This window comes from Pseudanabaena sp. PCC 9330 (genome assembly GCF_055795045.1).
In genome coordinates, this window is sequence record NZ_JAYFES010000107.1 from 176,497 (window position 1) to 202,682 (window position 26,186).

General features: G+C 57.8%; 24 protein-coding genes. 6 read left to right on the forward strand and 18 right to left on the reverse strand.

Going from position 1 to position 26,186, the window contains the following annotated elements; all coding sequences use genetic code 11:
- Positions 1–127: 127 nt before the first annotated feature.
- Positions 128–3,259, forward strand: coding sequence for a phosphoenolpyruvate carboxylase (gene ppc, locus AC0QKW_RS14620; RefSeq protein ID WP_473151810.1), 3,132 nt, complete (start codon positions 128–130; stop codon positions 3,257–3,259).
- Positions 3,260–3,299: 40 nt separating this feature from the next.
- On the forward strand, positions 3,300–3,533 hold the full coding sequence (locus AC0QKW_RS14625; RefSeq protein ID WP_473151811.1) for a hypothetical protein: 234 nt from the start codon (positions 3,300–3,302) through the stop codon (positions 3,531–3,533).
- A gap of 14 nt (positions 3,534–3,547) precedes the next feature.
- Here the strand turns inward: AC0QKW_RS14625 and AC0QKW_RS14630 are convergent, their stop codons facing one another.
- From AC0QKW_RS14630 to AC0QKW_RS14655, 6 genes are all read right to left on the reverse strand, one after another.
- Complete coding sequence (locus AC0QKW_RS14630) at positions 3,548–4,576, reverse strand: Rieske 2Fe-2S domain-containing protein (protein WP_473151812.1); 1,029 nt, start codon at positions 4,574–4,576, stop codon at positions 3,548–3,550.
- A 101-nt stretch (positions 4,577–4,677) separates the two neighbouring features.
- The gene (locus AC0QKW_RS14635; RefSeq protein ID WP_473151813.1) at positions 4,678–5,781 is read right to left on the reverse strand and encodes a fatty acid desaturase; all 1,104 of its coding nucleotides are present in this window, start codon (positions 5,779–5,781) and stop codon (positions 4,678–4,680) included.
- Positions 5,782–6,265: 484 nt separating this feature from the next.
- A complete protein-coding gene (locus AC0QKW_RS14640; protein ID WP_473151814.1) occupies positions 6,266–8,314 on the reverse strand; it encodes a ribonuclease catalytic domain-containing protein in 2,049 nt (682 codons plus the stop codon).
- Positions 8,315–8,343: 29 nt separating this feature from the next.
- Positions 8,344–8,559 carry a 30S ribosomal protein S18 gene (gene rpsR, locus AC0QKW_RS14645; RefSeq protein WP_473151815.1) on the reverse strand — a complete coding sequence of 72 codons (216 nt, stop codon included), beginning with the start codon at positions 8,557–8,559 and terminating at the stop codon, positions 8,344–8,346.
- A gap of 6 nt (positions 8,560–8,565) precedes the next feature.
- Entirely contained in the window at positions 8,566–8,754 is a 189-nt protein-coding gene (gene rpmG / locus AC0QKW_RS14650; RefSeq protein ID WP_072015960.1) for a 50S ribosomal protein L33, read from the reverse strand.
- A 94-nt stretch (positions 8,755–8,848) separates the two neighbouring features.
- Complete coding sequence (locus AC0QKW_RS14655; protein ID WP_473151816.1) at positions 8,849–9,418, reverse strand: phycobiliprotein lyase; 570 nt, start codon at positions 9,416–9,418, stop codon at positions 8,849–8,851.
- Positions 9,419–9,728: 310 nt separating this feature from the next.
- Between AC0QKW_RS14655 and AC0QKW_RS14660 the strand changes: the two genes are divergently transcribed.
- A complete protein-coding gene (locus AC0QKW_RS14660) occupies positions 9,729–10,265 on the forward strand; it encodes a phycobiliprotein lyase (RefSeq protein WP_473151817.1) in 537 nt (178 codons plus the stop codon).
- A 328-nt stretch (positions 10,266–10,593) separates the two neighbouring features.
- Here the strand turns inward: AC0QKW_RS14660 and AC0QKW_RS14665 are convergent, their stop codons facing one another.
- Both AC0QKW_RS14665 and AC0QKW_RS14670 read right to left on the reverse strand, forming a co-directional pair.
- Positions 10,594–12,249: a CocE/NonD family hydrolase gene (locus AC0QKW_RS14665; RefSeq protein WP_473151818.1), complete on the reverse strand. Its 1,656-nt coding sequence runs from the start codon at positions 12,247–12,249 to the stop codon at positions 10,594–10,596.
- Positions 12,250–12,339: 90 nt separating this feature from the next.
- Positions 12,340–12,834 carry a cupin domain-containing protein gene (locus AC0QKW_RS14670; RefSeq protein WP_473151819.1) on the reverse strand — a complete coding sequence of 165 codons (495 nt, stop codon included), beginning with the start codon at positions 12,832–12,834 and terminating at the stop codon, positions 12,340–12,342.
- A 542-nt stretch (positions 12,835–13,376) separates the two neighbouring features.
- Between AC0QKW_RS14670 and AC0QKW_RS14675 the strand changes: the two genes are divergently transcribed.
- Complete coding sequence (locus AC0QKW_RS14675; RefSeq protein ID WP_473151820.1) at positions 13,377–14,510, forward strand: SpoIIE family protein phosphatase; 1,134 nt, start codon at positions 13,377–13,379, stop codon at positions 14,508–14,510.
- Between the two features lie 154 nt (positions 14,511–14,664).
- Here AC0QKW_RS14675 and AC0QKW_RS14680 read toward each other — a convergent pair whose 3' ends face one another.
- The 7 genes from AC0QKW_RS14680 to AC0QKW_RS14710 form a co-directional block, all read right to left on the reverse strand.
- Entirely contained in the window at positions 14,665–14,985 is a 321-nt protein-coding gene (locus tag AC0QKW_RS14680; RefSeq protein WP_473151821.1) for an STAS domain-containing protein, read from the reverse strand.
- A gap of 116 nt (positions 14,986–15,101) precedes the next feature.
- On the reverse strand, positions 15,102–16,190 hold the full coding sequence (locus AC0QKW_RS14685) for a glycerate kinase (protein ID WP_473151822.1): 1,089 nt from the start codon (positions 16,188–16,190) through the stop codon (positions 15,102–15,104).
- Between the two features lie 14 nt (positions 16,191–16,204).
- Positions 16,205–17,899: a DUF3352 domain-containing protein gene (locus tag AC0QKW_RS14690; protein ID WP_473151823.1), complete on the reverse strand. Its 1,695-nt coding sequence runs from the start codon at positions 17,897–17,899 to the stop codon at positions 16,205–16,207.
- A 342-nt stretch (positions 17,900–18,241) separates the two neighbouring features.
- A complete protein-coding gene (stpA, locus tag AC0QKW_RS14695) occupies positions 18,242–19,519 on the reverse strand; it encodes a glucosylglycerol 3-phosphatase (protein ID WP_473151824.1) in 1,278 nt (425 codons plus the stop codon).
- 72 nt (positions 19,520–19,591) lie between these two features.
- Complete coding sequence (locus AC0QKW_RS14700; protein WP_473151825.1) at positions 19,592–20,386, reverse strand: YdcF family protein; 795 nt, start codon at positions 20,384–20,386, stop codon at positions 19,592–19,594.
- A 24-nt stretch (positions 20,387–20,410) separates the two neighbouring features.
- Positions 20,411–20,863 (reverse strand): hypothetical protein, encoded by a 453-nt coding sequence (locus AC0QKW_RS14705; protein WP_473151826.1) that lies wholly within the window; start codon positions 20,861–20,863, stop codon positions 20,411–20,413.
- A gap of 23 nt (positions 20,864–20,886) precedes the next feature.
- Positions 20,887–22,686, reverse strand: coding sequence for a PP2C family protein-serine/threonine phosphatase (locus AC0QKW_RS14710; protein ID WP_473151827.1), 1,800 nt, complete (start codon positions 22,684–22,686; stop codon positions 20,887–20,889).
- 234 nt (positions 22,687–22,920) lie between these two features.
- On the opposite strand from AC0QKW_RS14710, the gene AC0QKW_RS14715 reads away from it, so the two are divergent.
- On the forward strand, positions 22,921–23,346 hold the full coding sequence (locus AC0QKW_RS14715) for an NfeD family protein (RefSeq protein WP_473151828.1): 426 nt from the start codon (positions 22,921–22,923) through the stop codon (positions 23,344–23,346).
- 57 nt (positions 23,347–23,403) lie between these two features.
- Positions 23,404–24,360 carry an SPFH domain-containing protein gene (locus tag AC0QKW_RS14720; protein ID WP_473151829.1) on the forward strand — a complete coding sequence of 319 codons (957 nt, stop codon included), beginning with the start codon at positions 23,404–23,406 and terminating at the stop codon, positions 24,358–24,360.
- Positions 24,361–24,467: 107 nt separating this feature from the next.
- Here AC0QKW_RS14720 and yidD read toward each other — a convergent pair whose 3' ends face one another.
- The 3 genes from yidD to AC0QKW_RS14735 all read right to left on the reverse strand — a co-directional run bounded on the left by yidD (position 24,468) and on the right by AC0QKW_RS14735 (position 26,149).
- Positions 24,468–24,737 carry a membrane protein insertion efficiency factor YidD gene (gene yidD / locus AC0QKW_RS14725; RefSeq protein WP_473151830.1) on the reverse strand — a complete coding sequence of 90 codons (270 nt, stop codon included), beginning with the start codon at positions 24,735–24,737 and terminating at the stop codon, positions 24,468–24,470.
- 120 nt (positions 24,738–24,857) lie between these two features.
- Entirely contained in the window at positions 24,858–25,217 is a 360-nt protein-coding gene (locus AC0QKW_RS14730) for a hypothetical protein (protein WP_473151831.1), read from the reverse strand.
- Positions 25,218–25,477: 260 nt separating this feature from the next.
- Entirely contained in the window at positions 25,478–26,149 is a 672-nt protein-coding gene (locus AC0QKW_RS14735; protein ID WP_473151832.1) for a PTPA-CTERM sorting domain-containing protein, read from the reverse strand.
- Positions 26,150–26,186: the final 37 nt, after the last annotated feature.

Here is a 26,186-nt window from a genome sequence, read left to right on the forward strand (position 1 = left end):
AAATTTAGGTTCAGCCAGAAGCCTAAACCGGGTAACGTTTTCAATTTGTTCATCTAGATAAACTTCTTCCGGTCGGGGTAATCCTATAGAATCTTTGCGATATCGCCGTTCTCTCTCTGATATACCCATGAGTTCTATGCTCCACTCCTCCGGAGATACCAGGCCCGCTGCCCAGCCCGACGTGGTCGGCCCGATCGCCCCAGTGGCCGATCAGCCCTCCCTTCAGGATCTGCTGCTGCGCCACCGGCTGCGGGTCGTCGAAGACCTCTGGGAGAACGTGCTAGAGCATGCCTGCGGCCCCGAGTTACTCAAGCTGCTCCAGCAGCTGCGCCAGATGTGCTCTCCCGAGGGCCAGGCCCCTACCGCCGAAGAGGCCAGGGTCAAAGCCGTCGTCGATGTGGTCGAAGCCCTCGACCTCGAAGACGCCATTCGCGCCTCTCGGGCTTTTGCTCTTTACTTTCAGCTAATCAACATTGTTGAGCAGCACTACGAGCAGCGGGGGCAGCAGCAGCAGTACCGAGCCGCCTACGAAATTTCTGAGCTGGTGCAGCGGGCCAGTCACAGCCCCTTTAGTGGCTCCACTAACGGCAGCGAGGGTGCCCCCAACCTCGACAAGAGCAGTTTTTTCCAGGCCGATCTGCTCAGCCGTAGCATTGCCGAGCCGCCCAGCGGCCGCAAAGAGGCCGGTACCTTCCACTGGCTGTTTCCCACCCTAAAGCGGCTCAACGTACCGCCCCAGGTGATTCAAAACTTAATCGATCAGCTGGATGTGCGGCTGGTGTTTACCGCCCACCCCACCGAGATCGTGCGCCACACCATCCGCGACAAGCAGCGCCGCATCGCCAGCATTTTGCGCCAGATGGATCAGGCCGAAGAGAGTGCTCAAACCCTAGGGCTGGCCTCCTCCTGGGAAATGGAAGAACTCAAAGACGAACTCACCGAAGAGATTCGCCTCTGGTGGCGCACCGACGAGCTGCACCAGTTTAAGCCCTCGGTGCTCGACGAGGTCGACTATACTCTGCACTACTTTCAGGTGGTGCTGTTTGAGGCGCTGCCCCAGCTCTACCAGCGGTTTGATCGGGCGATCGCCACCACCTTCCCTGAGCTTGACCCGCCCCGCCATCGCTTCTGTCGATTTGGCTCTTGGGTCGGCTCCGACCGCGACGGCAACCCCTCCGTCACTCCCGAAGTCACCTGGAAAACCGCCTGCTACCAGCGCAACATGGTGCTGAGCAAATACATTGCCTCCATCGATCGCCTAGTCGATCTGCTCAGCCTATCGCTGCACTGGAGCGAGGTCTTGCCCGAGCTGCTGGAGTCGCTTGAGCAAGACCAAGTCAAAATGCCCGACATCTACGACGATTTGGCCATTCGCTACCGCCAAGAGCCCTACCGGCTGAAGCTCGCCTACATCAAGCAGCGGCTAGAAAACAGTCGCGATCGCAGCCAGCGTCTTTACCACAGCGACCCCTTCGCCGACCATTCTAACGACCCCAGCGGTGCCCCCATCTACCGCTACGGCCACGAGTTTTTGGCCGAGCTGCGCCTGATTCAGCGCAACCTAGAGGCCACCGGGCTCAACTGCCAAGACCTCAACACTCTGATCTGCCAGGTCGAAATCTTTGGCTTCAACCTGGCCCAGCTCGACCTGCGTCAGGAGAGCACCCGCCACTCCGACGCTCTCGACGAGATCGCCCAGTACCTGCAAATCTTGCCCCAGCCCTACAGCGACCTGCCCGAAGCCGAAAAAATCGCCTGGCTGGTGAGCGAGCTCAAGACCCGCCGCCCCCTCACCCCCCGCGAGCTGCCCTTCTCCGACAAAACCCGCGAGACCATCGCCACCCTGCACATGGTGCGCCAGCTCCATCAAGAGTTTGGCCCCGATATCTGCGGTAGCTACGTCATCAGCATGAGCCACACCGTCAGCGACCTCCTAGAGGTGCTGCTGCTGGCCAAAGAAGCTGGCCTCTACGACCCCACCACTGAGATCAGCAGCATTCAGCCAGTGCCCCTGTTTGAGACCGTCGAAGACCTCCAGCGGGCACCAGCGGTGATGGATCAGCTGTTTAGCCTGCCCCTCTACCTGAACCTACTCCAGGGCCAGGCGGCGCTACCTGCCGATGAGGGGCCGGGCAGCGTCGCCACCCCACGGGCCGTGCCCCTGCAAGAGGTGATGCTGGGCTACTCCGACAGCAACAAAGACTCGGGCTTTCTCAGCAGTAACTGGGAAATTCACAAGGCGCAGCAGTCGCTGCAAACCACCGCCGATCGCTACGGCGTCTCCCTGCGGATTTTCCATGGTCGGGGCGGCTCGGTGGGGCGCGGCGGTGGCCCTGCCTACGAAGCCATCTTGGCCCAGCCTGGACGCAGCATCAAAGGCCGGATCAAAATCACCGAACAGGGAGAAGTGCTGGCCTCAAAATACAACCTCAATGACCTGGCCCTCTACAACCTAGAAACCATCACCACCGCCGTGATTCAGGCCAGCCTGCTGAGCAATAGCGTCGATGACATTCAGCCCTGGAATGAGACTATGGAGGAGCTGGCCACCCGCTCCCGTAGCCACTATCGCCAGCTCATCTACGAAAACCCCGACCTGGTCAACTTCTTCCACCAGGTGACGCCGATCCAAGAGATCAGCCAGCTGCAGATCAGCTCGCGCCCCTCCCGACGCGGCGGCAAAAAAGACCTGGGCAGCCTGCGGGCAATTCCCTGGGTGTTTAGCTGGACCCAGGCGCGGTTTTTGCTGCCCTCGTGGTACGGCGTCGGTACCGCCCTGCAAGAGTTTATGGATGAGTCGCCCGAAGAGCACCTCAAGGTAATGCGCTACTTCTACAGCAAGTGGCCCTTCTTCAAAATGGTGATCTCAAAAGTCGAGATGACCCTGGCCAAAGTCGATCTGCAAATTGCTGAGCACTACGTGCGCGAACTCACCGCCCCCGAAGACAAAGAGCGATTTCTCAAGCTATTTGAGGCCATTTCCCAGGAGTTTTACCTGACCCGCGATATGGTGCTGCGCATTACTGGCCACGATCGCCTGCTGGATGGCGACCCCGATTTGCAGCGATCGGTTTACCTGCGCAACGGCACCATTGTACCCCTAGGCTTTTTGCAGGTGGCTCTGCTCAAGCGTCTCCGCCAATACAAAGACCAAGCCGCCACCGGAGTGATTCGCTCTCGCTACAGCCAGGGCGAGCTGCTGCGGGGTGCCCTGCTGACCATCAATGGCATCGCTGCCGGCATGCGCAACACCGGCTAAGCCTGTGGCAATGTCTTGGCGGCCGGGCGATGTACTCACCTTGCCTCACTCCGCCCGTGTGGGCCAAGGTGAGCAGGTGATCTCACCTCAAAAAAGTGGACATTCCCCAAGAGCCGACACCGAAGGAAAATGTTCAGGTGGCGCAATTCGCATCGTGCATCAATCGGGTAAGCCCGTCAGCCAGGTTGCACAAGCGATGGGGTTGACCGAAGGCACGCTGCATAAACGGGTGAAACCAGCCCCAAAAGACTTGGTGGTCTTGCCAAAACTTTAACTCACAACCCAGCCCTAGGCAGTATAAGTTGCGCCTAAGCCGAGCGACCTGAGCCCTTTCCGATAGGCGATCGACGTCTTGTCAGCCCCAATGTGCGACTCTGCCGACATATCAAGGGGCAGGTCTTCGGGGTATTGGGCCTCGACCACTTCCTTATCCTCCGCAAAAACCTGATAGTTAAACTCGTACACTGGTTCCAGGGGTTGGTCTTTGTCAAAGTTGCGGCAGATGGGCACAAAGATGCGCGTCTTGCGGGCCGAAACAGGGCTGGCCGCATTGAGAATGCACAGTCGCCCCTCACCGGGAAACTGTACCGTCAGCCGCGCGGTGAAGGGCAAAAACACCTCAAACACCCGCAGCCACTGAAAGTCTGCGGGGGCGCGGTCTTGCATGGCTTTGGGAAAGTTGCTCACATTACTCAGATACTCTGCTCGCAGCCCCTGGTTGGTAGAAAAAACCTCGTAGCGAGGCACCACGGGGTTGTTGATGTCGCCAAAGGTGTCGGTGTGCACCCAGGCAAAATGGGCCACATCGAGAAACCCCTCGATCTGCCGACCTGCTGCTGCATTGATATCCACTGCATCGGGGAGAATTTGCTGGTAATCGGGGTCATCCCACTCGGGCAGATCGGGGAGAACAGACTGGTCACCACTGCTGAGGGTTGTCCACACCAGGCCGTAGGCTTCTTGCACTGGATAGGTTTTGAGGCAGAGCTTTTTTGGAATGCTGGCTTCGGGGTTGGCAGGCACCTTCACGCACTGGCCATCAGCGGAGTAGTGAAAGCCATGGTACTTGCACACCAAAAAGTCATCCTTAACCCAGCCCATGCTGAGAGGTATGCCCCGGTGTAGGCAAATGTCATTGGCAACAGAAACCCCCTCGCCGGTACGCCAAATCACCAGTCGCTGGTCTAACAGGGTAGCGGTAACCGGCTGGTCAGTCACTTCGTGGCTAAAGGCGACAGGGTACCAAAAGGGGTATAGCGCATCCCAGTCAGATTCGGCGAATGTGCAGCCTCGGGGGTAAACCTGCTGGTGGGCCATGGCGTGTCTCCTACAAATGTTCTGCTAGAGATAGCAGACCAGGAGAGCTAGCGTCTGATTCTGAAGATACAACCCATGACCAAAGCATGGCTTTAGTAGACCTAGACAGCGCTGCGGCATTGCTGCTGTCGAAACGACTGCACTGACACCAGGCTACCAGCCTCAGGATCCCACAAAATGTACTTGGCACAGCCTGGCATATCGGCCATCCGCAGCGTTTTCACCGTTGAGAGCAGATGGGCATTTTCGCGCTGACAGGCTTTGAGATGGTAGTTGGGGATGCGTTCAGAGAGGTGATGAATATTGTGATAGCCAATGTCAGCGGTAAACCAGTTGAAGATAGCCGGGAGTTCTAGCAAGCTGCTACCCTCTACAGCTCCCTGTAGATAGTCCCAACCTTGAGTTTCGTGAGCGTACACCCCTTCAAAGATGTGCTGCACAAAGAAAACCCAGATAAAAATGGTCGCAGACAACATGAGAACAATGCTGTAAAGGCTCAAAAAGAGCGGAAAGCCGATGATGTGCCCGAGAAGAGCACAGCCGCCAATTACAGCAATATTATTCAGCAGTACATCCCAAAACTCTGCTGCCGACTGCCACTGACGTGACTCATGGGTGGCAATGATCTTCCCTAAGCTCATGCCTGGCTGCTGCCTAATACTGCGCCACAGGTAGCACATAAAATCATAGATTCCGGTCAACAGCACCAGTCTCGGTTGAATAGCCAGGTAGAAAAAACCACCTGGAATAGCCATTAAAGGGTGACGTAAGCTTTCATAGCTGCGCTGTTCAGCAGGGCTCAGCTGAGCAAACTCTTCAGTCGAAAGAAAGTCAGCAACTCCACGATACCGCTCCCAGTCGCCGTTGGTTTTGTGGTGATAGGCATGATCTCTAGACCAGGCATACTGAGGAATCGCATTAATTATCCCCAGCATAAAGCCGACTAAACGATTAACCCGCTTTGACCTGAAGAGCGAATAGTGCCCACAGTCATGCATTAACGAAAAACAGCGGAGAGAGAAAAGCACCAGCAGGACGATGATCGGAGGCAGAAACCAAAGCGAAATAGCTGCTAATTTGACGCCCAAAAACCACAACAGAACATAGGGAACAACGGTATTTAAAACCTGGATAGTAGCCCTTAGATCGTTGCTCTTCATATAGGGAGTTAAGACAAAATCAGACTTTTTGAGCGTAGCTTGCATTCAAAAAAAACTCTTTTGATATGGTTAATAAAGCTGCAACGACACCTGCCGCTTTTAGACAAGGAGCTAGCCCCGACTGCTACCGCTGGAATTACTAACCCAGGGCTACAGGGCAATCTCAATGGCTAGACAATGGTGGAGACAGTCTTGCAGTCGACTGGCCCTGGGGGAGACTGCATCGGGGCGATTTTGGCAACGATGTGACTATCAACTAGCTTCTCTGGCTTACCCAAGCAAGGGCTAGAGATCAGATCCGCGAAGGTAGCACTCTACCCCCGACTCACTGGGCGGGCAGAAGATAAGTGGTTAATGTCGTTGGTAGCCAGACGACACTCCAATCCATCGACATTAACAGTTTGATCGCAGCTTGAGCGTTAAGTAGAGACACTCTATCCAGTTGAGCAACCGTTAGACATCCATAAACAGCAAGGTGAGTATAACAAAGTATTACAAGTTTAGGAGCCGGGGAAGTAGACCTGGTGAGCTAGGTAAGCGTAGCCACCGCAGCTGATACATCCTTTTCGTCATCCACTGCCTCTTCAAAGCGGATGACATCTTGGCGAGGGCTGGCATGGCTGACCCGCACCTGCAACTGCTCTCCCAGGGCTACTGCTCGATTAAAACGCATGGCCAGCTCTAAACCTAGGTCTTCGACCATAATCAAGCCCAGCCTCTCGTCTTCACGCAGCCAGCGCAGCAGCATGACATCCCAAACTCTGCCTTGGTGGCGGCGCAGGTATTCAAGCGCCCAATAGCGCTTGGTTTGGCGCTCTACTAAAGTAGCCTCATAGGCAGCAGAACTAGCTCCGATCGCCAGTTCTGTCACCTCTGTAGAGGTAAACGGCAGCGGCTCACCCCGCAGGTGGGCTTTGAGCTGAAAGTGGGTCACCAGATCGAGGTAGCGACGAATGGGGGAGGTGACCTGGCTATAGCTGTCTAACCCCAGAGTGGCGTGGCGGTTGGGGGTAATACCCACCTCGCTGCGGGTCATGCAGCGACGAATAGCCGAGTCGCGCACCCAGCCCATGGGTAGCTGAATGAGTTCTTCATCGGAGGGCAACTCGGGCTGGGGCTGACTGCGAAAGGGGATGGCTAGGTCATGGGTTTGCCCGTAGCGGGCGGCAACTTCACCGGCCAAAATCATCATCTCAGCAACCATCTGCCGAGCCATGGAGTCATTGAAGACCTCAATGACAATGTCGTCGCCTGCCTTAGACACCTTGATGCTCGACTCAGGCATATTGATGTTGATAGCCCCTTGAGTCTGTCGCCATTGACTGCGCACCTTGGCCCAGCTAGCTAGGCCCTGGAGCTCTAGCTCGGCGGTGATGCCCAGTTCTAGCATTTCATCGACATCGTCGTAGGTGAGTCGATAGGTAGGGCGAATCAGGCTGGGGTGAATGGTGTAGTCGAGGATATCGCCGTCGTCGGTGAGGGTGACACCAAAACTGAGGGCATAGCAAGTTTGGCCCTGAATTAGGCTCATGGCCCCAATCGCTAGCTCTAGGGGAAACATGGGAATCATGCCGGTCGGCAGGTAGACCGTGGTACAGCGGCGGCGGGCTTCCAGGTCTAACTCATCTCCCGGCAGCAGCCAGCGAGTGGGATCGGCAATATGAATCCACACGCGCTGAGTACCGTCGTCTAGGGTCTCTAGGCTCAGGCCATCGTCAATCTCTTGGGTGCTCGCATCGTCTACGGTGTAGACCTTGAGGTGGGTGAGGTCTAACCGCTCTGCATCTGGGTCGGGTGGCGGAGACTGAAGACGCTGCTGCGCCATGGTAGAGGTTTCCTCAGAGAAGAGAGCGGGAATTTGGCTGCGCCGGAGGGCCAAATTTTCGTGCACACTCCATAGCCCTATGGCCACTAGGGTATCAAATGCTCCATCTGCCGTTGGGGCTACACCCAAAGCGTTGAGAATCTCTACGGCCTGAACGCGCTGATTGGACTCTTCGCCAAATAGCGCCAATCGCTCAAGCACCTCAAGTCGGGGACGATCGCCCTTTTCCCACTGCACCGTCTCCCCCGCCATCCCCCCACGGGCCTTGGTGAGAAAAGCTTCCCACTCCTGCTGACGCAGGGTCTCACGCTCGATTTGCAGGCGCAGTTCATCGACTTGGGCAGCGGGGCGGGGCTCGTAGCGATCGCCTTTCTGCTTAAAAAAAATCTTGTCTTCTACTAGCAGACGGTGGGCAGCGTAGCAGAAGGTCGGGCTCTGGTCAGAGAAGAGTAGCTGCGCCAAAGAAGCCGGGTCAGCAGACTCGCCGGCTTCGACGCAGAACTCCCAAGCAATCTCTAGGCTGGCAGGATCAATATAAGACTCAGCCTCTTTGATAAAGAGGCCAATGTCGGTATGTACGTAAGTCTGACCGCTGACTTCGTAGATAAAGTCGCGGGGGTGCAGGGTGTGGGCTTGACCACGCTCGTCGATCACGACCCAGTTTTTTTTGCCCTCGGGCCGGTCTGCTACGCCTAGACGTGGCTGCCCCTGGTGCTTAAATTCGACTAGCGTTCCTTTGTCAACCAAGCCCATACCCTAGCGATCGCCATCCCTAGCCTAGCTTAGCCTTCCCCATTCACATAGGGCAGCAGAGAAATGATGCGGGCGCGCTTGATGGCGGTGGTGAGATCCCGCTGTTGTTTAGCGGTCAAGCCAGTAATACGGCGGGGCAAAATTTTGCCGCGCTCGGTGATGAACTTGCGGAGCAGATCCACATCTTTGTAATCGATGGGGTCTCCGGGCTTGATTGGAGATACTCGACGACGAAAATAGGCCATGGGTGCTTACTTGATTTCTTTGTGGACGGTGTGCTTGTTGCAGTGGGTGCAGAACTTCTTCAGCTCAATGCGGTTGGTCGTGTTACGACGGTTTTTTTGGGTGGTGTACCGAGATACACCGTTAGAGCGCTTGTCGGGGTTAGTCCGACATTCGGTGCACTCTAGGGTGATGACGAGGCGGACGCCTTTAGCCATGACTGTTCACCTGAAAATAGGGCGGGCAGATATTAAGACACAGTCTTCCATTATTTCACAGGCTGCTCAGATCTGCCAAATTTGATTTTGGTTGCTACCCCTCTACCTTTTGCTCTACCCCAAACCCCACCAGCACCAGGGTATCTAGCGCTGCCCCCTCAGCGGGCCGTAGGTAGTTGAGAATGCGGCGGATGCGCATGGTGGGGTTGATTAATTTAATGGAGTCGACGGAGACGACTTTGGTGTAGGGGGTGGTCATTAGCAGCTCGCGATCCCTGGGGCTATAGCGAAAGCTAGAGATGATCGGGCGGTCTTCTTCGTAGGCGCGATCGCGTAGGTAGGCACCAGTCAGCACACCGTTGTCGTCTTGCTGCTGGGGCACAAAGAGGGCGCGTAGCTCTTGGGTAACTTCGTCGCCTTTGTCGGAGACGGTGTGAAAGGCGAGCTGGAAACCGGGGAGGCTGTCAATATCATCGACATTACTGACTTCGCCGTAGTCGTTGTCGTTGAGCACTTTGCGGCGCAGGTCGGGAGTGATGGCGTCGACGCGAAAATCGGTATGCGATCGCTCTACATCTTGCTGGGGAATGTAGTGGTAAGTGCGCTCGATCGACCACTGACCGATGCAGCAATCAAAAAAATAGGTGATATCGGCTAAATCCATGGCGGTAGCCCTTGAGCATTGGCGGCGATTTCTACGGTAACAGGGTTTGCAAACCCACGACTGCCCAGAGAGCTGCCCCTATCCCCAGGCAGCCAGTCGATTGAGTATTAATGCTTACAGAATCTTCTGAAGGACTGCGTAAAATCAGCGGCAAGCTTCTCCCGTCACCCCACCGGGTAATTGTCGGGGGCGAGCCTGCCCACTATGATGAAGAAGCTGGCATTAAGAAATGCAACAATTCAGATTTATGAATTGACTTCTTTCGCTCTGTATCGTTTTTTTCTAAGCCCGTTCGCCTGGATGATTGACTATGCCTTTTTCTGCTGATACCGCCCGTATCCTCGCCGAGCCTCTGGTACAGGCTTTCTTTCAAGACACCGCCGGAGACTGGCGATCGGAGCGGCGCTACTACACCCTTGAAAGCGGCGAAACCCAGCAGGTGGTAAGCCAAATTGCGATTAATTTTTTGGCGGCGGGGGCGGCAGAGTTGCTTCATCTAGCCGATCTGCACCAGCTAGAGGACAATCGCCCCCTAATCTGCGGCACCACAGTCACCTGGGAGAGCGACTATGTGGGCACGGGCAAAAAGCCCGTTAAGGGCAGCACTATCTTTGGGGTGCGGGGTCAGACGCTGTATCGCGATCGCGGTTTTGCCACCACCAAGCCAGTCACCGCCCAGTACCACTTCAACGACAACCGCACTCTGGTACTCAAAACTCGATACAACGACTCTAGCTTTGAAGAAGAAATTCGTCTGATCGGTCAGCGCTACCGCACCCGCCAAACCGTGATCTCGCGCGCAGGGGCAGAAGTCATGATTGGCCAATACCTAGAGACCCGCTGCTAGAGGGCCAAGCGGCTTCTGAGTACATCTGCTCATTAGCCTAGGTTATCGAATCCACACACAATCAGCAGAGATTGTGTTATTGAAAATCTGTTGTTATTGTTACAATGGGAAACGGAGGAGATGAGAGCCCTCCACAGGAAGAATTGTCTAGGGTCGGCACTGGCTGTTAAGTGCCTAGTTTCTAGTGGTTTCTTCCAGATTGAGAGAACAACGTAGATATTTAGTATCACCTAATCGGCTTCCAATGGGGGGCCGATTTTTTTGTTTCTTTACGTTTATGTCAATCGTCTATGCCGTGCTAGCGGATTGACATGAGGCCTATCCCCCGCTAATCCACCGGTAGATAAATGCAGGAGGGATGGGCCGAGCCATGGGCTAGGGTCACGGTGATAATGCGATGGTCAATCTGAGGGCAATCTGGCCCGACCCCGGTGCCGCTATTGACGGCGTAGGCAGGAAAGCAGGCGGCCGCTATGCTCAGACGCAGGCGGTGTCCAGGAGGGATAACCCAGGCTGTGGGCTGGAGATCTAGGGAAATGTTTAGGGGAGTAGAGTCATGATTGGGAGGCTGATCTAAACGAATCTGCCCCTGGGTCAGATTGACTACACGGCCATTGCTATGCACCTCAGAGAGCACAACGCTGAGGTCAAAGCTGGGAGCATCGGCCCAGCAATAAAGACTTGCTCTCGGGGTGCCCACGAGTCTGAGGTCAGCGTCGAGCACAGCGGTGGTGTAGGTGAGCACATCGGTGCGGCAGTCGAGAGCAGAGCGGTCAAAGGGGCCGGGGGGCAGGCCACAATGGCCGCCCAGGGAGGGTACCGGTCGCCAGGGGTCATGGACAATTACATCGGTGACCATCCCATTGGTGACCATCCCATCGGTGAAAGGCTGATCGCTAGAGGGAGGGGTTGATGGCCCCTGGGGCAGTTTAGGGTTGAGGCTGCCGTCGTCTCCAACCATACCGGCGAGGCCGGTGCTGCGGAGGTAAAAAGGCTGTTGGATCGGGGACGGCCAGCGATCGCGCCCCTGCCACTGGTTGAGCCCCATGACAAAGAGTTGCACCGCTGGTTCAGAGCTACCGTCCATGGCCTGATCCTTTAAGAACCGGTCAAACCAGCGGATTTGGAGACGATCGATGGAGCGATCGGCCTCGGGGCCAAAATCTAGTTCGCCGATCCGTCGCCCCCAGGGCAGGTGCCCCCAGGGGCCAATCCACAGGCGCTGTGGGGCTTTGCTCTGGGCCACCATCTGTTGATATAGGCGCAGATTGCCCCGCAGGTAGGGGTCAAACCAGCCGCCAATGTGCAGCATGGGCAAATCTACGGCGGTCAGATCGGGCTGGAGGGTCTGCCAGTAGCGATCGGCCTGGGGATGGTCGAGCCACTGGTGAAAAAACGAGTCTGGGGCATAGGTCTGAAGCACCTGGGGCCGGGCTGGGGTGGCCTGGCTGAGGGGCAGGGTGTGGGCGGCCTGGCGCAGAGCCTGGTAGGCCTCGGCATCTCCCCGCAGTCGGGCGGTTTCGGCGGCGAGCTGGAGAGCCCAGCCTAGGCCAATTTGCAGGGGTAGGGCACCATTTTCGTAGGCCCAGTCGGCGTAGGGGTCGTAGCCCACCATGGCGGGGGCGATCGCCCTGAGGGCAGGCGGGGCCATCGCCGCTGCGTAGAGCTGGGTCATGCCCTGGTACGAAAAGCCATACATACCCACAGCGCCACTGCTCTGGGGTAACCCTGCCGCCCACTGCACCGTGGCGTAGCCGTCGTTGGCCTCATGGCGAAACAGGTCAAACTCACCCCCAGAGGTGCCCCGCCCCCGCACATCTTGAATCACCACAATATAGCCCTGGCTGGCGTACCAGGTGGGGTGGGCGTAGACCACAGTAGAGGCGATCGCGCGACCGTAGGGCTGGCGCATCAGCAACACTGGAAATGGCCCTGCTCCCAAGGGGTAGTAGAGATCAGCATCGAGGTTGATCGAGCTAGCCATTTCACCAGGCTTTGCAGATGGCACAGCTAGGCTAGCAGTCTGCCTGGGTGCTACCGCGTAGGGACCAGAGGAACGCAAGCTAGCCAAGTACTATATCCCCGCAGAACTGTCGGCATCTCGTCGGCCCAATACCGCTAGATCTTCGTCGTCTAGCTCTACTGGGGTGCCGCTGCGAATGAGTTCGGCAAAGTCTTCGTTGGGCACCATGATGCACAGGGTATAGAGTCGGCTAGGGCCAGTATTCTCGACGACATGTACGCCGTTGGGAGGCACTAAAATGCTGTCTCCGGCGCGGATAGCGACAGGTTTGCCGTCGCAGGTGGCGCAGCCTTCGCCCTTGAGCACAAAGAACATTTCCACCGCCAATTGGTGTCGGTTGGGGGGCGTTTTGCCGCCGACATCAAAAATTTCCACGCAGTAGGTCAACGACATGCCGGCAATGGTAGGGTCAAACACCAGGGCCAGCCGGTTGCTGTCGCCGGGGCTGATGCGAAAAGCCTGATAGTCTTTGGGCGACTTATAGACTGGGACGACGCAGCTGGTCGGCAGCGGGCAGGTGGCTGAATTCATAACCAAGGTGTCCATAGATAGGTCGACCTAGTGTCCATCTCTACGCAGTAGTAACAGGATGTCTGCCAGATTTGCCCTAGGAAGTACGGTGCTGGCAGAGCCAACTGCCCTATGACAAAGCCAGTTGGCCATTTTTGGGGCCTGGGGCATCATTACTGACCTGGATATAACCCTAGAGTTGACCCGCATAGAGTTTACTTGAGTTATGACTAACAGACTGACACAGCGCTCACAGTAGCCCACCGCACCTTTCATAAAAAGTTGTCTGGGCAAAGGTAGCGATCGGCAGCTTGCTTTAGGGCTATTTGCTCTACATCTGGGCCGATAGAAACCCTTTGGAGGCAAGGCGGGCGGGTGCCAGCGGGTCGCCCCAATGCCAGATCGCGTAGGATCTTCATAAAGCCCCCTGGGGTGGTGGTTTAGGATTAGGCTAGGCAGTGGGTTGATAAGTCGTGCTGGGTCAGACCTGGCTCTGAGCCAGCTATCTCTGTGCCCTGTCTCTCCCTGTTATCCCCATAGGTGACGATGCGGTTACGCCCTGGGTCAAAAAGTGCAGCATGATCGACATTCTTATCATTGAGCATGATGCCGCCACGGAGCAGTTTCTGGTCAGCGCCCTTAAACAGCAGGGCTACAGCGTCACCACGGCCCGTAGTGGGGCTGAGGGGTTGGCCATGGCTGAGAAACTGCTGCCGGGGGTAGTGATCTGCGACTGGAACTTGCCCGGTGCCATTAACGGGCAGGAAATTTGTAGAACCCTCAAGCATCATCCGGTGCTGTCGATCACCTCGCTGCTGATGTTGACGGCTCGCTACAGCACCGCTGACCGGGTTAAAGGACTAGAGATGGGGGCCGATGACCTGCTGTCTAAGCCCGTTGATATCAACGAACTCAATGCTCGGGTGCGGGCGGGGCTGCGAATTTACCAGCTTACCCAAGATCTACGCCAGCAAAAGCACCGCATGGAGGCCGAAATGGCCGAAGCTGAGGGCTATGTGCGATCGCTCTTGCCCGACGACCAAGAGGGTCGGGTGCCAATTCAGTCGCGGTTTTTGCCTTCCCAGCAGCTGGGTGGCGACTGTTATGACTACTACTGGCTCGACCCAGACTACCTGGTCATATATCTGCTGGATGTGTCGGGGCACGGGCTGGGGTCAGCGCTGCTGTCGACCTCGGTGCTAAATGTGCTGCGATCGCAGTCTCTGCCCGACGTCAGCTTTTATCGCCCCGAAAAAGTGCTGCGAGCACTCAATGAAACCTTTCAAATGAGTGACCAAAACCAGAAGTATTTTACTATTTGGTACGGCGTACTCAACTGCGCTAACCGCCAGCTGCTCTACGCCAGCGCCGGGCACCCCCCGGCAGTACTGGTCTCGATTGATGATAACCAGCAGGTGACCACAACCCGACTGCGTACCCGAGGCATGCCGGTCGGGATGCTGCCCGATGCCAAGTATGAGTGGCAGCGGTGCTCTCTACCACCCAACAGTAGCCTTTACCTATTTAGTGACGGCCTCTACGAGGTGCTCCAAGACAATGAGCAATATATTGGCCTCGACGCTTTTGTAGATCTACTGGCGTTAGCCACGCGTAAGAAAAACGTAGATCACATTTTAGAGGCCGTCATCCAGCGCCAGGCGGGAGAAACTGCTAGCGATGACATGTCTTTGATGATGGTAAGTCTTGACTGAAGTTGCCAGCGGTCGCTGCCTATATAACTCTTGAAAAGACAGTTTTCTCAATAGTAAGCGGTGACCACCTAAACCGGATGCAGTCGCTGGATTAAAGCTAGCACCTTCTTTTGTGCCCCCCCTTTAGCCTCTCCTAGGTGACCTTTCTGTGGCTCTATTCATGCCATTTCTCCTCAAAGTCTTTACGGTCTTCGTATACTTCAAAAACTCGATCCATGCTGGTGAGTTCGAAGAGCATACGCACCTGATCGTTGATGGAGCAAATATAAAGATGGCGACTTAAGCTCCGCACCTTCTTGAGCAGCACAACCAGGGTACCCAGACCAGAGCTATCGATAAAGGTAATGTCTTTGAGGTCAACTAAAATAACGTCGGCTCCCTCCTGCAAGAGCTGCTCTACTCTCAACCGAAACTCCTCGGCCTGGGTGCTATCTAAAATGCCGGCAGGCTCAACGATCTGAATATTAGAACTCATAATAAAAACATAATCCTTTAATCAAAAATAAACTCAATAACAGCGGTCAACAACTTAAGATGCTTCCCGCAGGATTGCTCTAGAAGCCAACGCCTCGCCTCCAATCATGTCTATGACTAAATCATAGCTAATGTTGGCGAATAAATAGCCGTAGGACATCGATCGGAACCAATCTCAACGACTAGATTGACGTGATCGGCGTCGCGCTTGAGGGGCGGAATAAATAACTCTGGGTGTAGCGCTCGCCAGAAGTAGTCGACAAATTCATCAATGGTGGCGTCGTCCATACCGGTTTTGCCCTGGGCTTTCATCTGGTGCTCGGCGTCTTTGCGCCACTGTTTGCTGAGGCGATAGTCGGCTGGGCAGAGCACCATGAGGCGATCGAGGGCATCCCACAGGGGCAGGTAGGTGGCCAGTTGGGCATTCATATCGCGGGCAAACTGGCGATCGGCCTCGGTGGTGATGGGGGCCGGAGCCTGGTCAAATTGTGCAGGGTCGATGGGCCGAGCGCCTAAAAACCAGCCTTCAAACAGCAATATATCGACATTTTGCACCCAGACTGGGTCAATGCGATCGCCCTCTCCGCCGTGCAATGACTTGTCAAACTGGGGCAGCGCTACCGCCTCCCCCGCTGCCGCCGAGCGAATGTGAGTGATGGCCGCGAGGGCCAGGTCAATATCGTGGGTGCCCGGCGGGCCGCGCCAGCGCAGGCGAGAGTCGGTCTGCACGAGCTGCTGGCGATCGCCGTAGGTTTTGTAGATATCGTCGATAGAGAGGCCAACGGCTTTATGGCCCATCACCGCTAACAGGTGCTGCAAGATCAGGGTGAGGGTCGTCTTGCCAGTGCCCTGTACACCCAAGATGCCCTGGATCAGCGGTGCCTGGATCTGCTCACGGGCCTGTTTGAGGGTGACGGCCAGCGGCAGCCAGAGTTGCCAGTACAGAGGCAGGTAGCGATCGATGGGGGCAGCAGGGAGGGGCAGAGCGCGGTGGTGGGGAGCGATCGCCCTGAGCCATTCGAGCCGCTCTTGCAGTTTAGCCATGCCGTTATCGGGGGTGATGCCCCAGGCCGACGCCCGTTGGGGGTCGGCCAGCTCCCAGGTTAGAAGCTGCTGGAGCTGGGCAAGGTCTAGGTCATGGCCCGCTAGATGATCGGCCAGCAGAGATGCGATCGCAAGATTGGTCTCCGGGGTAGCGTTAGTCACGTCTGTTATAGCTGCTATTGGTTGCTGAGCTGGACCAAAATTTGGCCGGTCTGCATCGACTCGCTGCGATCGCCGCTGACCAGAGTAATCTCGCGTAGATGCTTGAGAACAGGCTGGGCGGCGGTACTCCACAGCCGCCACTGAGGGAGCTGGGCTACCGGCTGAATCTGGGGCCAGTCAATATGAATGTAACCGCTGCCGGGCTGTTCTGTGGCCAGGGGCCACCAGCTGGGAAGTCGGCGGGGCTGCGCCTCGGGATGTAGAACAGCTTCGAGCAGGGATGGAGAGGCAGTCAGCACTTCGTACTGGTCGACCTGGGCCTGGAGCCCCGCCACCTCGGCCACCACCGCAAGAGATTGGCCCCCGCGACCACCGGGGAGCGACAGACGAGTCCAGGCGATCGCGGGGGTACCTTGCAAATCGAGGGTGCCTTGACTCAGACCGTAGGCCTGGGTCAGAGCGGTGAGAGAGGCTAAGGCCTCAGTCAGACTCTCGCTCTGGGGCGCTACCACCAACCATTCGGCAGAGTCTGAACTAGCCGGGGCTTTGAGACCGACAGCATAGGTCTGGTCAATGCCAGTTTCTAGGCGGGCGGCAGCTCCGGTGCCTAAGGCTTCATCCAGCAGCCGAGTGAGAATATCTGTGCCCTCGCCTGAGGCAGAGACCAGAGTTAGCAGAGGCTTTAGATCGCGGCCCAGGGTGGCCAGGTCAGACCCCACCGCTGCTGCCGCCAGCGACTCGGGCAGGTAAGAGGCGATCGCCCCCCAATTTCCTGATTGGGGACTGCGGGCGTGGAGCCGGTGACCCTGGGCCGCTAGCAGTGCTGTATGGCCTACCAGCCCCTGGCGAGTGAGCTGCCACGACAGCAGCCCCCAGCCGACCTGATCGTCAAGGGTGCCAAAGGCGACGGGCTCGACCCTCGCCTCAGGATGTAACCACTGGTTGAGGGCGGGTAGGTTGAGCGCCAGCAGCCCTATTCTGGGCTGGGGCAGCGATCGCAGAGCGGTTTTGTAGCGGCGATCGGCCTGGAGATTTAGATCGGTGGATTGGGCAGCGGTCAGGGCCTGGCGCAGCACATCGGGGTGGTTGGCCGCCAGCAGATAGCGGTTGGCCACCAGCACGGTGGCGAGCTGAGGGCTGTCGGCGTTGGGCGATCGCTCCGTTCTCTGGCGGGCGTAGATTAGCCGACTGCCGGAAAAGTCTTCGAAGGTCAGGGCATCGCCTGCGATCGCCCGATTTTGCCAGTACAGCTCTAGGGTGGCCTGGGCTAGGGCGCTGTCGTCGCAGGCCAAAGCTACCAGATAGCCAGGGGTCTCGCCGTTGGTGGGGTCTTGGTCAAGATCGGGGCTGACCAGCGCCGCCGTCACCTCTTCCCCCAGCCAGGGTTGAATGTCACGGCTGTAGCTCAGGCCGGTATTGGCCAGCAGCAGTTGCTCAATGCGCTCCTGGTCTTGCTGCACTGCTGGGCGGAGGCGAGGGGCGGCCAGATATTCCCAGAGGGTGGCGAGGCGATCGGGGCGCACCAGTACGGAGGCCACTACGGTTGACTGCTTGGGTACAAACTGGAGGGCCATAGGCTGGCCTTGCCCGCCTCGTTCTAGCAGATAGAGGGGAGTATTGAGGGTCAAGCGCCCCAGCAGAACCAGCCCCACGACCAGCACTAGCCCGGCGGCAATGGACAGGGGACGAATAAATGAGCGAAACTTCATCGATCTCACCTGTGAACCCACAACACCCGCAGCACGCTCCGCTGCGTCAGCTCAGCCGCCAGTACAAGCCAAGATGTGACCTGGGGCAGTCCTTCAGTTGCAATAGATTTGCAATGGGGCAAGGGCAGAGCTTTTTTAGTGTATGGCCCTAGGGGGTCGCAATGACCCGAATGGCAATGGACTGTTGAGAAATTCAGCAATTTTTTATGGCGCTGGCCAGCTAGCTGATGACACAGGCGATCAGTTTATCGTCAAACCTGGAACGGCCAGCTGGCTCGCCATTCCCCAAAGCTGCTATTGAAGCGTCATCTCCTTTGCGGCGATGGGCGGTGGAGATTGGGGTCATCGATGCCGTTGTGCCGCTGCCGCTTGAAAGACTTGGCTGTACTGGCGATAGCCGCCGGGGAAGACCACGTTGAGAACTAAGGGATCTTCGGTATCGCGCGGGTCGCCGGGGCCAGCAGTGACTACCGGGGTGCCGTTGCCAGCCTCTAGTTTTAGCGCCCTGCGATTTTTGAGCTGACCCCTGCTGCTGTCGACGTAGGTGACCACGTTACCGGTGCCGTAGTGCTGCCCGATCGCTTGAATCAGGTGGAGAAAATTGCGATCGCTGCCCCCGCGCTGGGCCACCATCTGACCATCTTCGATGACCACGGCGCTGGTTACCGTATCGCCCACCCCAACCAGAGTGGGCATCAGCGCCGGGTCAAAACTTTGAATCACCAGATCTAGCAGTTCGCCGTGGCTGTGGGGTGCCTGGCGCACGCTAAAGGCTTCTCCCAAAGGGAATTCTCCTGTTTTGGCGGCATAGTAACGGTTGAGCAGGGCCAACACCCCCGCCTCTTTGATCGCCCCCCGCAGCATGAACTGAAAGTCGGTGGTGCCCGACTCATCGCCTTGGCCAAACCAGAGAATCTCTTTGCCGTCTGGCCCCCGCCCGCGGTTGGGAGCGTAGTGCACAAAAAATGAATCCGCCAAACCCTGGCGGGCGGCCTCGCGCAGCAGGTCTGCCATCAGGGTCTCCATGTCGTACTGGAGATCGACATACACCGCCCGCCAGTCGCTGAGCAGGTGAAAAAAGGTGTTCAAATTTGCCGTCGGAGAGGCAACATTGTCGAGCACCGTGGCCCCAATGGCCCGCTCCAGGGCTAGATCCGCAAAATCTTGCCGCCGCCCAAAGAACTGTCGCAGGCGATCGCCGATCTGCTCGGGCACCGCCGCCAAAAACGCCAGCTCCGCCGCACTCACCCCCGGATGGCTAACCTCGCCGGCGCGGGTCTGCCACTGCACGCCCCCCGCCGCCAGCCCTGGCAGGTAGCAGCATTCTAACTCGGCCACTTTGGCACTGCCCAGGGCGCGATCGACAATGCCATTGACCCCCCGCTTGCCCTTGTGCTCGCCGTTGGTAAGCACGTAAAAGTGACCGTCGAAGCGCTGAGTGGCCCTGACATAGTTCAGATCTATCACCCGATCGAGGGGATCTTTGACCAGCTCCATACAGACCCCGTCTAGGTCTTGGATGATCAGCAGATTGTCGGTGGTGGCCAAAAGGTCGGCCCAGGCAGCGTGATCGAGGGAATAGGCCTGGTGGTGAAGCCCAGGAGAAGCTACAGAAGCCATAACAATGGTCTAAACAAACAGCTTAAACCTAGCAGACCGTTCGCCAGGGCAAACCTATCTTGGGGAAGGCGACTACAGCCAGCCCCGGAGCCAGTAAATGAAAGTGCCAATGTATTCTTTCAGCGCTCGGGTGAGGTAGTGAAGGTTTTCGGTTTGGGGGACTAGGCTGAGCAGCTTGCCCTGCCAGGTGACAAACTCTGGGTCGACGGGGTCATCGACCACGTGAAAGTCGGTGGGGGCCGGGGTGGCCACAAAGCCCTGCCGCTGGAAGATCGCTAGGGATCGGGGCATGTGCAGGGCCGAGGTGACCAGCAAAATTTGATCGATACCGCGATCGCTCAGCAGCGCCTTGATATAGGTGGCATTCTCAAAGGTGTTGAGCGAGTCGGGTTCGATTGCAATGGCGCTGGCTGGCACCCCCAGGGCCATGGCCAACTCGGCCATGTCTTCGGCTTCAGATTTGCGCTGGCCTTGGCCCCAGGTAATGCGTCCACCGCTAAACACCAGCAGCGGCGCTTTGCCCGCCAGATACAGCCTGGCCCCGTGCAGCACGCGATCGCCCTCCTCCGCCACCTCCACCCACGATCGCGGCGGTATCTGGGGGTGAATGGCCCCACCCAGCACCACGATGGCGTCGGCAGAGGGCAAATTCACCGTGTCAGGGTAGCGCCACTCCAGCGATCGCAGCACCCCCGTGGCCACCCAGTTGTTGCTGCTCAGCAACAGCAGCGCCAGGGCACCTGCGATCGCCCCCCGCGCCCACCGGGGCCGACGCTTTAGCCACACCAGCGCTAGCCCTAGCAGCACACAGGCCAGCCCCAGGGGATAGATCAGCAGCGGCAGCAGCTTCGACAAAAACAAAAACATAGTTCTAGATTTCCTGTCCCTGGGCTAGGGTTTCGCGCTGCCGCGTTTCTCTAAGATCTGACGCATCTCCGCCAGCAACGTCTCCTGTTCGGTTTGCAGAGTTGCTAGCCGACCCAAAATTTCATCCAGGCGATCGCCACTCTCCTCAAAGGCCGCAGGCTTTGCCCACCACTGCACCAGCAACCCCGACACCGCCCCAAACAGCCAGCCACTGAGCCGAAAGGGCAACCCTACCAGAGCCAGCCAAAAGCCCTCGGTCAACCGGGCGATCGCGCTCCACAGCCCCGCAAACAATAACAGCCCCACCAACCCCAGCCCCAGCGTCCACAGGGGGTGCCCCACCAGCCAGCCAAACCACGGGTGCTGGGCCAGCCAGCCCTGCATTGGCCCCGCCAGCAGCGACTCCCAGGGATTCCCAAAGCCATCGCCAAAAAGTCCCACCATCACCCCGATTCGCCCAACACCTCGTACGGGCACACAGCCGTACGCCCCCACACCCCCTAGGGAGCCACCTGCTCCAGCGTTTCCCCCGGCGGCTCCGGCTCCTGGGGAGCACGGCTGGCCAACCACCACCAGCCCAGCAGGCCCACCAGCAGCGCCGACCCTGACACCGCCAAAATCCAGCGGGGCACACCATGGGGCGATTTGGGGTCGACGGCCACTGCGGCCACCTCGTCTTCGTCCTGGCTTTCGCCATAGAGCTTGGCCCCAGTGGGGGATGCCGTTTCTTGCTGGGCTCCGGCAGTGACCGGCGTTTCGAGATCGGCCTGCACCTGGGTTGGGGTCAAAAGCTTGTGCTGCATCAGCACCACAGCAGTATTGTCGTGGCCATTTTTTTGGTTGGCCAGCTCAATCCACGACGCTACCGCCGAGTCGAGGGTGACAATGTCTTTAATAATCAAGCCAATATAGTTGGCCCAGGCATCTTCGATGCGGTAGTTGTCGCTGAGACCATCGGAGCACAGCAGCAAAATGCCCGTCTCATCAAACATAAACCGCTGAATGTGGGGCGTCAGGTGGTCGCCGCTGCGGGTGCCAATGGCCTGGGTCAGGGCACTGGCGTCGCTGCGCTCTAGGGCTACGGGCCAGGTCTGACGACCGGCGATCACCTCGCGCCCGGCAATGTCGTCATCTACGGTGAGCTGGTGGCAATAGTCGGGGGTAATCCAGTAGGCGCGGCTGTCGCCCACGTGGGCCAGGTAAACTTCGTTCACCCGTTCCCAGCCGTCGTCGGTCTGCACCCGCTGGGGAATCACCACCGCCATCACCAGGGTGGTGCCCATGCGCTGGCGACCCACCCAGCCGTGGTTGTCATTTTGAAAACTGATCAGCTCATTGACGATGCGAATCACCGCCTCGATCTGCTGAATGATCACCTGGGAGGGCACCACCCGCATTTCTGTTTGGGTCTCGGCCAGCAGCGCCTGGAGCTGGATTTGCAATGACTGCACTGCCAGCTGGCTGGCGATTTCGCCCCCCTCGTGGCCGCCAACGCCATCGCAAACTATCGCCACCTGCAACGATTGAGATCCTTCGGGCTGGGTGCCTTGGGGCCAGCAGACATCTTCGTTGCGGGGCTGGGTAGGCCCCTGGGCGGTGGCCCCCGAGAGGGCGATGCGGGTGGTGACGGTGGCCGCCTGGCGGAGCAAAATCTGGTTGAGCTCGAGGTCGAGGGTGGCCAGGTCGAGGGTGCCAGCGTCGATCTGATTGACGAGCGATCGCAGCGGTTCAGACACCGCTATATGAAGGGGAGACAGGAGCGATCGCCACAGCTCCACCAGATCCGCCAGCTCTGGCGGTTCAGCATCGGCCTCTAGCTCCAGCAGCCGCAGCCGCCAGCCATCGACTCGCAGGTTACCGGCGATCAGCAAATTCCCAGCCAGGCCTAGCTCACCCAGGGTGCCCCATAGCGTCCAGAGCTGCCAGAGCCAGTTAGCCTGGCGCAGAGGCGACGCGCTAAACAACCCCGCTTCTAGCGCTGGCAGCAGTTCTCCCGCCTGGGGGTGAATCGGAGCATTGTCGAGCAGCAAAACTGGGGCGGCCCCGGTGCGATCGAGCACAGCGTAAAGCCCCGGCAGGTGGAGCCGGTAGGGGTGCGCCCTAAAGTAGGGCTGGGCTTCTGGAGGAAACGTATCTGGGTCGCTGGGGCGATCGTCGGGCTGAGTATCGAGCCAGACATGCGGCCCCACCACTTGGTAGCGCTGTCCCACCAGTTCACCGACCGGCAGGGTCTCCAGGTCTGTGCCTACGGCCCAGAGGTAAGGCTTGTAGCGAGAGGGTCGGCGCTCAACACGGTTCATAGGGGTTATCGGCACAGTGCAACGCCTGGGCATCTATTAAAACAACGTAATCAAGCCACCAAAAGCCCCAGGCCTAACGATAGATTTATCCTAGAGGATAGCGAGACTTTCAGAAGGGTAACCTGGGTTCGGTTTCATGGATCAGCGTTCTGCGTAGATTCCTTATCCTGACAGAAGCAAATCCTGGTCAATCTCACTCTCCCTCAACGGCTCAAAGTTCCTATCGAGCTTGCTATGAACTACCCTCTGTTTTGGGCCATTCTCGGAGCCATTTTCTGCCTCATGGAGCTGTTTTTGCCCACGGGGTTTGTAGAGTCTACCCTGGGTCTCAGCGCCTTTGCGGTGGCCGTCATTGCCCTGGTGGTGCCCTCCTTTACCCTCCAGATTGTGGCCTGGGTAGTGCTGGCTCTCGTGTTTATCTTCTTGCTGCGGCGGTTTGTGCCCAAGCGCACCCCCTACAGCCTGCAAGAGTCGACCGAGGCCCGTACTCTCACCGCTATCCCTCCAGGGCAGACCGGGCGGGTGATCTACGAAGGCAACTCCTGGCAAGCCCGCTGCGACGACGACACCATTACCATCGGTGCCGACCAGCCTGTGGTCGTCGTCCAGCGCAAGGGCAATACCCTCTACGTCATGCCTGAGAGCGCCCTGCACGCCTAAAAGGTTGTCTCACTGGGCTGCAACCGTTTCGCACAATACTCAAGGACTTAAATTTTTATGGGCGGCATATTTGGTTTTCTAGTGGTGCTGATCTTTGGCGGCTCGATCGCCGCCAGCACGGTCAAGATCATCAACCAGAGCGACGAAGCCCTGGTCGAAACCCTGGGCAAATACAACGGCAAAAAGCTCACCCCCGGCCTCAATTTTTTGGTGCCCTTCCTCGACAAAGTGGTGTTTAAGCAGACCATTCGGGAGCGGGTGCTCGACATTCCCCCCCAGCAGTGCATTACTCGCGACAACGTCTCAATTACGGTAGATGCCGTGGTCTACTGGCGCATTGTGGATATGGAAAAGGCCTACTACAAGGTCGAAAACCTGCAATCGGCTATGGTCAACCTGGTGCTGACCCAGATTCGATCTGAGATGGGCCAGCTAGAGCTTGACCAGACCTTCACCGCCCGCTCTGAGATCAACGAACTGCTGCTGCGCGAGCTAGATATCTCCACCGACCCCTGGGGGGTGAAGGTGACCCGCGTAGAGCTGCGCGACATTGTGCCCTCCAAGGCCGTACAAGATTCCATGGAATTACAGATGGCCGCCGAGCGCAAAAAGCGGGCCGCCGTCCTCACCTCCGAAGGTGAGCGCGAATCGGCAGTGAACAGCGCCAAGGGTCGGGCGGAGTCGTCTGTTTTAGACGCCGAAGCTCGTCAAAAAGCCGCGCTTTTAGATGCCGAAGCCCAGCAAAAGACCATTGTGCTGCGTGCCCAGGCTCTACGCCAAGAACAGCTGCTCCAAGCTCAGGGCACCGCTGAGGCCATGCAGGTAATCGCCAAAACCCTGGCCGCTGACCCTGGCACCCGCGAGGCGCTACAGTTTATCCTCGCCCAGCACTATCTGGAAATGGGGCTGAAAATTGGCAGCAGCGACAGCAGCAAGGTGATGTTTATGGATCCAAAGAGCATTCCAGCAACTCTGGAAGGCATGCGGGCGATCGTCGGCGATGGTCAAGCTTAGATAGTTCGCAGCGCCCTCAGCGTCCTATAGTTGCAACGATTTAACGCTCGTCAGGATGCGTCCCATTGGGCGTGACGCATCCTGGCGAGCCCTGAGGGTAGGCCAGCCTACTCTTCATGCACCTTTTCTCTATGCGGCTCTCCTCTATGACCCTCTGGGCTGGCCTGCTCTGGTACAGGGTCATAGCCGCCGGGGTGAAACGGGTGGCAACGAGTGATGCGTCGCGCCGCTAGCCAGCTGCCTTTTGCCGGGCCAAACCGCTCGATCGCCGTCAGGGCGTACTGCGAACAGGTCGGGTTAAACCGGCAGGTCGGCGGCAACAGCGGCGAAATGAGTTGCCGATAGCCGTGGATGAGGAACAGCAGGACTTGCTTCATTATCCAATTCTAGCGGCTGTCTCCTGCTGGGAGCTGACTCTTCTGGTCAAGTCCTACAACCGGATGATAGCAAGGGTTCTAAGTCTGATTTTGCTGTCCAGAAGCCGGGGACGATGGGTATTAATAGTCCAACGTCAGCATGCTGTAGTCTTGGGGCACCTCGCGGGTGGCGCGCTCAGGCAGGTATACATTGGCACTCGGGGCAAAGCTGATGCCCTGGGACGGCTTGGCAGCGGCAGATGGGGTCGTCTGGCGCAGGGTGGTGGCGTTGGCGTCAAGCAGATCGGTTGCTTGCTTGATTTCGGCTAGGCGATCGCAGAGCTGTTGTCGCCGACTATCGATGTACTCTAGCTCCTGCTCGAGGCGCGTCTTCTCGACCGTGAGCTTATACATATCGAGATACTGCGCCGCTTCGGTGGCCGGGCGCGGCATCGTGCTCACCTTGGGAAAAATTCTGCGGGGGGCGCGTTTGCTGTTCATCGACAAAGCTCCGGGGGCTGATCTAGCATTCAGCCTTTAGCTTGCCCGCCGGCAATCGGAAATTCCCAAGACTGTACATTTTTTAGCAATTAACCTGGGTGCAGTCATCGAGGGGTAAGCCAGGGCCGAGAGGCCCCCTATAGCCATCGACATTATGGTTACGCCACCACATTTAGAGCGATGGCCATAGGCCAATTTGCCACCTGAGCCTTGGCGATTGTCGATTACCGCTATCTTCAGCGAACTAGCCAAAGCAGCATTTAAGCTTGGTTTGACCCAGCTTTTTTGCGCCACAGCGCTAGGCCTAGGCCCGCCAACCCTGGAGCCAGGGCTGGAGTCGGCACGGGCACCACCTCGACAAACAGGTCGTCAAAGGCCAAGGCCGTATCTTGCCGCACTCCCAAGTCCCGAAAGATCAGGCTCAAAAAAGCGTCCTGGCCACCCAGTCCCGCCACATTTACCACATCCTCAAAAAAGAGCCAGTCGCTGGCTTGGGCTCCATTGCTAGCTAGAGAAGAGCTGAGTCCGTTGACCTCGGCACCCAAGATAACCGAAGGCCCCGCCATGATGTGGAACCAAATCAACCCTTGGTCGCGGTTGTCTTGAAAGGTATTGAAGGAGAAAAACCGCAGGTTGCCGCCAAACCTGAGTTGATCGACCGCGTTGGGAATCGTGAACTGCTGAAACAAGAAAATCGGGGTGCTGGCCCCATCCCCAGGGAAAATCCTCGCTCCGTAGTTGCCCGTGAGGATGGTCTCTGGAATGAAACCGGGTATGGCAGTTACAGCACTATTGCGATCGCCGCTCCAGCCGGTGAAATCTCCCGTTTCAAAACCGGGGTTTTTTAGCAAGTTGGCGGCCTCGGCCCCGGTTGACCAGGCTGCGATCGCCGTAAACGCCAGCGCTGGTGCCAGCGCAAAAAACATCTTCATTCTCAAAACCTGCCATGGGTGGTGGGCACACAATCAG